Origin of the sequence: Curtobacterium sp. PhB128 (assembly GCF_004340725.1) — a bacterium.
Taxonomy (GTDB): domain Bacteria; phylum Actinomycetota; class Actinomycetes; order Actinomycetales; family Microbacteriaceae; genus Curtobacterium.
The window spans coordinates 104539-111120 of sequence record NZ_SLUR01000013.1; the positions used below are offsets into that span (position 1 = coordinate 104539).

Here is a 6582-nt window from a genome sequence, read left to right on the forward strand (position 1 = left end):
ATGACCCCGACCGACAGCCGGCGCTCCGTCGTCCCGCCCTACCTGCTCCACGCCGTGGCCCAGGCGGCCGAGTTCCCCCGGGCGGCGTCTGCCGCGCGCACCGCACTGGCGTCGCTCGAGCTCGTGCAGAGCCCGAAGCACCAGCACCTGGTCGCCCCGCGCCGTGTCAGCGGCACGGTCGACCGGTCTCCCCAGCGCACGATCGCCGACGCCCGCGGCACGACGACCCTGCCCGGCACGGTGGTCCGGAGCGAGGGCGCCCCCGACACCGGCGACGCGGCCGTCGACGAGGCGTACGCGGGCCTCGGTGCGACCCACGCCTTCTGGCTCGACGTCTTCGGCCGGGTGTCGATCGACGGTACCGGACTCCCCCTCGACGCCACGGTCCACTTCGGGCAGGACTACGACAACGCCTACTGGGACGGCAGCCGGATGGTGTTCGGCGACGGCGACGACGAGGTCTTCCGGCGCTTCACCATCGCGCTCGACGTCATCGGGCACGAACTGGCGCACGGCGTCACGCAGTACACCGCCGACCTCACCTACCAGGGGCAGTCCGGGGCGCTCAACGAGTCGATCAGCGACGTGTTCGGCTCACTCGTCGCCCAGTACGCGGCCGGGCAGACCGCCGAGCAGGCGAGCTGGCTCATCGGCCAGGGGCTCTTCACCGATGCCGTGCACGGCGATGCCCTGCGCTCGATGCGGGCCCCGGGTACCGCCTACGACGACCCGGTGCTCGGCAAGGACCCGCAGCCCGCGACGATGGCCGACTTCGTCGTGACGACCGACGACGCCGGTGGGGTGCACACGAACTCCGGCATCCCGAACCACGCGTTCTTCCTGGCGGCGACCGCGATCGGCGGGTACGCCTGGCAGGGCGCCGGTGCCGTGTGGTGGGACGCCCTGACCTCGGACGCCGTCACCGCCTCGATCGACTTCGCTGGCTTCGCCGCCGTGACGATCGACGCCGCTGGGTCCCGGTTCGGCGCCGGTTCCGCGGAGCACACCGCGGTGCAGGACGCCTGGCGGACGGTGGGCGTCCTCGTCTGAGACGATCGAGCGCCACGCACCGGCGTACGGTCGGGAGCATGCGCATCGAGGTCCGTCGTTCCGGGGGCTTCGCCGGTACCACGCGGCACTGGCGGGTCGACACCGACACGAGCGCCGACCCCGCGGCGTGGTCCGAGGTCGTCGACGCGCTCCCCCGGACCCCCGCGACGGCGACGGCCGGGCCGCCGGTCCCCGACGAATTCACGTGGACGATCACCGTCGAGCGCACGACCGTGACGATCCCTGGACGCCGCCTCGACGGCGCGTGGGCCGACCTCGTCGCGCGCGTCCGCTCTGCAGGCGACCCGTCCTGAGACGGCAGGCCCGTGCCGGAGCCGCCACGGGCCTCCCGTCCGCCCCGCGCCGGCCGGACCGCCGCGGATCGTGAGCAGGAATGGTCGCCTCCGCGCGGCGAACCCGACCATTTCTGCTCACGAAGTGGCCGCGCGCGATGCGCGAACGCGACCCCTCAGTCGACGTCGATGACCGTCAGGCGCCGCGTCGGACGGGTCATCGCGACGTAGACCGCGGCCGCCGGGCGCGCGGCGTCGGCACCGACCCGGTCGGGGTCGACGAGCAGCACGCCGTCGAACTCGAGGCCCTTGGCGTCCGCCCCGGTCAGCACTGTGAGCGACCCGGCGTGCGGCGAGGCCAGCCCGCGCACGTCGGCCTCGGTGCGCGTGAGCCGCTGCCGGACGGCGTCGACCTCGGACTCGGGGACGATCACGCCGATGGTGCCGGCACCGATCCGCGACCGTTCGGCGTCGGCGACCGACACGACCGTGTCGAGCAGGTCGGCGCGGGCGACGCGGACGCGCTCGACGGGGTCGCCGTCGCGCACGGCCTCGTTGCGGGTCACGGTCAGGCCGGCACCGTCGGCGAAGACGCCGGCGGCCTCGACGATCGACCGCGGGGTGCGGTAGTTCACGGTGAGCTGCTCGATGCGGTGGTCGAGCGGCACGAGCGGTGCCCGGCCACGGCGTCGGCGGGCGAGCGCGCCGAGCACGTCGTCCCAGGTGCGCGCGGCCCCGGGCGAGGAGCCCTGCGCCATGTCGCCGACGATCGTGAAGGAGCGCAGCGGGTTGCGGCGGGCGAGCACGCGCCACTGCATCGGCGAGAGCTCCTGCGCCTCGTCGACCACGATGTGTCCGTACGTCCACTCGCGGTCGTCGGCCGCGCGCTCCGCCGTCGAGCGGGGGTCCCCGCCCTCGGCGAACGATCCGGCGACCTGTTCGGCGGTGACGATCCCCTCGACACCCATGTTCTCGATCGCCTGACGGGCGTTCTCGATGTCACGGTTGCGGCTGGCCTTCGCCGCGCGCTTGGCGGCGCCGCCGGTCGGGTCGAACGGGCCGAGCAGTTCGGCGGCCTCGTCGAGCAGGGGGACGTCCTCGACCGTCCAGGCAGCACCGCGTGCGCGCTGCAGCAGGGCACGGCGTTCCGGGGTCCAGTCCGGGGTCAGCGAGGCGAGCCAGTTCGGACGGGCGTACAGGTCCTCGAGGAACTTCTCCGGGGGCAGCGGCAGCCACGCGGTGTTGAGCAGCACCCGGGCGTCGTAGGAGCTCCGGATGTCCTCGCGCAGGACCTTCTCGTCGGCTTCGTCCACCGTCGTCCCACGCTCGCGCAGCTGTTCGGCGAGCAGCCGGGTCATCGCGTCGAGCGCGAGCTTGTTGAACGTCACGCGCGCGGCGTTGTGGGGCTTGCCGCGGTCCTGGGCGCGCTTCATCGCGTCGGCCACGAGCTGCGGCGTCACGACGAGCCGCTCGCCCTCGACGTCGAGTGTCACCGACTCGGTCGGCACCACCTGGCGGGACCGCACGGCGCGGCGCAGGAGTGCGGCCGTCTGCGCGGAGCCCTTCACGGCGGCGACGTCGCGGGGGTCGTGCGTCGTCGCGTGCACCCCCGGGTAGAGCGAACCGAGCGAGGCCATCACGACACCGGTCTCACCGAGCGACGGCAGGACCTGCTCGATGTAGGTCAGGAACGCCGGCGACGGGCCGACCATCAGGACGCCGGAGCCCCGCAGCCGCTCGCGGTACGAGTACAGCAGGTACGCGGCACGGTGCAGCGCCACGGCGGTCTTGCCGGTGCCGGGGCCGCCCTGCACGATGAGCACGCCCTCGAGCGGGGAACGGATGATGCGGTCCTGCTCGCCCTGGATGGTGGCGACGATGTCGGTCATCCGGCCGGTGCGCTCGGCGGTCACGGCGGCCAGCAGCGCCCCCTCGCCCTGCAGGTGGGTGCGCTCGTCGTCGTAGAGCGAGGCGTCGAACACCTCGTCCTCGACGCCGACGACCCGACGGCCCTCGAGCGACAGGTGGCGACGCGAGCGCATCCCCATCGGGTGCGCCGCGGTGGCCTGGTAGAACGCGCTGGCACCGGGCACACGCCAGTCGAGCAGCAGCGGGCGGTGGTCGGCGTCACGCAGGCCCACGCGGCCGATGTAGCGGAAGGCGTCCTCGGAGCTGTCGGGCTCGGAGACCTCGAGCCGGCCGAAGACCAGACGGTCCCCCACGCGCTCGAGCGTCGCCACGGTGTCTTCGTAGAGTCGGGCGTACGCGTCGCGCTCGCTGCGGCTCTGGTGGTTCCCGCCGACCGCCTGACGACGGGTCTCGGCGAGACGCTGCTCGGCCTCGGCGGTCAGCTCGTCGAGACGGCGGAAGAGGCCGTCCACGTAGCCGCGCTCGCGGTCGATCTCGGTCGGTTCGGACACACGCAACCCTTCGGGAAGAGGGGAATCCAGTGTACTGCCCGCTGGAGGCCCGCAGTTCCCGAAGGGTCCTCGGTCACATCTCTTCGTGCGTGTCCGGGTCTGCGTCCCAGAGCCGGCCGCGCTCGAGGCCGGAGATGGCCTGCACCTCGGCGTCGGTCAGCTCGAAGCCGAACACGTCGAGGTTCTCGCGCTGCCGGGTGGCGTCGGCCGACTTCGGCACCGGCACGGCACCGAGCTGGACGTGCCACCGCAGCACGACCTGGCCGGGGGTCACGCCGTGGGCCGCTGCGGCGTCGGTGATCGGCTGCTCGGTGAGGAGCTCCGACCGGACGGCGAGCGGGCTCCAGCTCTCGGTCACGATGCCGAGCTCCTGGTGCACCTTCCGCAGTTCTGCCTGCGGGAAGTACGGGTGCAGCTCGACCTGGTTCACGGCCGGGGCGACACCGGTCGCGTCGATGATGCGGCGCAGGTGCTCCGGAGTGAAGTTCGAGACACCGATCGAGCGGACCTTGCCGCTGTCGCGCAGGTCGACGAACGCCTTCCACGTGTCGACGAACTTGTCCACCGACGGGTTCGGCCAGTGGATCAGGTACAGGTCGACGTGGTCGAGCCCGAGGTTGCCCAGGGTCTCGTCGATCGAGCGGTGCGCCTCGTCGTAGCCGTGGTGGCGGCCGGGGAGCTTCGACGTGACGACGAGGTCCTCACGCGCGACGTCGGACTCGCGGACGGCACGGCCGACGGCGTCTTCGTTGCCGTAGTTCAGTGCGGTGTCGAGCAGCCGGTAGCCGCTCGCGATGGCGGTGTCGACCGCGGCCGCACCCTCGTCGCCGTTCAGGCCGTAGGTGCCGAGGCCGAGCTCCGGGAACCGGTGGCCGTCGTTCAGCTCGATGGTCGGGGCACCGACCTGCATCAGCGCACCCCGAGCAGGTCGATCACGAAGATCAGGGTCTTGCCGGACAGGAAGTGGCCGCCACCGGCGGGACCGTAGGCGAGCTCCGGCGGGACGACGAGCTTGCGGCGACCGCCGACCTTCATGCCGGGGATGCCCTCCTGCCAGCCGCGCACGAGCGCTGCGAGCGGGAAGTCGATGGGCTCACCGCGGTTCCACGAGCTGTCGAACTCCTCGCCGGTCTCGTACTCGACGCCGGCGTAGTGCACCTTGACGGTCGAGCCGGCGGACGCTTCCTCGCCGGAACCCTCGACGATGTCGGTGATGACGAGATCGGTGGGGGCCGGGCCCTCGGGCGCGTCGAACTCGGGCTTGCTGTTGAGGTCAGTCATGCGATCCAGTCAACCAGAGCGCGGCAACGGCAGACGCAACGGCCACCCAGGCCGCAGAATGGTTCCACCGTGACACGACCCACTCCCGCACCGCCGCGCCGCCGCCTGCTCGCCGACCTCACCCCGCTCCGCCGCTCCCCCGCCTTCGCCCGGCTCTGGGCGGGCACCGCGATCGCCGGGATCGGCACGCAGATGACCACGGTGGCGGTCGGGCTCGAGGTGTACGAGATCACGCACTCCACCTTCGCGGTGGCGCTCGTGGGGGTCATCGCCCTGCTGCCGATGGTGGTCGCCGGCCTGTACGGCGGCATGCTCGCTGACGCCTTCGACCGGCGCACCGTCGCACTCGTGTCGTCGATCATCGCCTGGGTCGCGGTCGCCCTCATCGCCACCCACTCGTGGCTCGGGCTGCACAGCGTCCCACTGCTCTACGTCCTGGCGACCGTGAACGCCGTCGCAGCGACCGTCAGCAACGCGTCGCGCTCGGCGATCGTCCCGCGACTCGTCGGTACCGACCTGCTGCCCGCGGCGAGCGCCCTGGGCGGGATCGCCTCGGGGTTCCAGGTCACCGTCGGACCGGCCGTGGCCGGCGTCCTGATCGCGAGCGTCGGGTTCGCGCCGACCTACACGATCGACGTCGTCCTGTTCACCTTCGCGTTCCTCGGCGTGTTCACGCTGCCGCGGATGGCGGCCGACCACGGTGCCCTCCGTCCGGGGCTGAGCTCCCTGGTCGAGGGCGCGCGGTTCCTGCGGAGGTCGCGCAACATCACCATGACGTTCGTGCTCGACATCGTCGCGATGACGTTCGGCCAGCCCCGCGTCCTGTTCCCCGCGATCGGGGCGCTCGTGATCGGTGGCGGATCGATCACCGTCGGCACCCTCACGGCCGCCTACGCGATCGGCGCGCTGCTGTCGAGCGTCTTCTCCGGGCCGCTCGGGCACGTGCGCCGCCAGGGCGAGGCGGTCGGCTGGGCCATCACCGCGTACGGCGCCGCGATCGCGGCGTTCGGCGTCGTCATCGCGCTCGCGCACGTGCTCGGCGGACGCTCGGGCGAGTCGTTCTCGGTCGGGATCCTGCCGGCGCTCGGCCTCGCGGCGCTGTTCCTCGCCGCGGCCGGAGGCGCCGACAACGTCAGCTCGGTGTTCCGGAACACGATCCTGCAGGCGGCGTCGCCGGACGGCATGCGCGGCCGGCTGCAGGGCATCTTCATCGTCGTGGTCACCGGTGGACCGCGGCTCGGTGACCTCTACGCGGGCCTGGTCGTCGCGGCCGGCATCGCGTACCCGCCGATCATCGGCGGCGTGCTCATCGTGGCGCTCGTCGCGCTGCTCCTCCGCCTCGTCCCTTCCTTCCGCCGCTACGACGCCCTGCACCCCCACGCCAACTGACCGGCGAGCGGCCGCAGGCCCTCCCGCGAAAGCGACAGATCTGCGCGAACCTTCCGCGGTGGATTCAAGTGGTCGGTGCAACACCGCCTGTCAGTGACGCCGAGAGTAGCTCGTCGAGAGCTTCTCTCGGCGTCATGGCGTCGAGGCGT

The 6582-nt window shown here is 72.4% G+C and carries 6 protein-coding genes; 3 read left to right on the plus strand and 3 right to left on the minus strand.

Annotated features, from left to right (window positions below):
• On the plus strand, positions 1-1050 hold the full coding sequence (locus tag EDF23_RS18100; RefSeq protein WP_131922667.1) for a M4 family metallopeptidase: 1050 nt from the start codon (positions 1-3) through the stop codon (positions 1048-1050).
• Positions 1051-1088: 38 nt separating this feature from the next.
• Positions 1089-1364, plus strand: coding sequence for a protealysin inhibitor emfourin (locus EDF23_RS18105; protein WP_131922668.1), 276 nt, complete (start codon positions 1089-1091; stop codon positions 1362-1364).
• 155 nt (positions 1365-1519) lie between these two features.
• Here EDF23_RS18105 and EDF23_RS18110 read toward each other — a convergent pair whose 3' ends face one another.
• The 3 genes from EDF23_RS18110 to EDF23_RS18120 form a co-directional block, all read right to left on the minus strand.
• Positions 1520-3763: an AAA family ATPase gene (locus tag EDF23_RS18110; RefSeq protein WP_243648979.1), complete on the minus strand. Its 2244-nt coding sequence runs from the start codon at positions 3761-3763 to the stop codon at positions 1520-1522.
• Positions 3764-3836: 73 nt separating this feature from the next.
• Positions 3837-4673: an aldo/keto reductase gene (locus EDF23_RS18115; RefSeq protein ID WP_131922670.1), complete on the minus strand. Its 837-nt coding sequence runs from the start codon at positions 4671-4673 to the stop codon at positions 3837-3839.
• Entirely contained in the window at positions 4673-5044 is a 372-nt protein-coding gene (locus tag EDF23_RS18120) for an FKBP-type peptidyl-prolyl cis-trans isomerase (protein ID WP_123293932.1), read from the minus strand. Before EDF23_RS18120 ends, EDF23_RS18115 begins: the two co-directional genes overlap by 1 nt.
• Positions 5045-5113: 69 nt before the next feature.
• Here EDF23_RS18120 and EDF23_RS18125 point away from each other — a divergent pair, with 69 nt between their 5' ends.
• Positions 5114-6433, plus strand: a complete 1320-nt coding sequence (locus EDF23_RS18125) for an MFS transporter (protein WP_123293933.1) — start codon at positions 5114-5116, stop codon at positions 6431-6433.
• Positions 6434-6582: the final 149 nt, after the last annotated feature.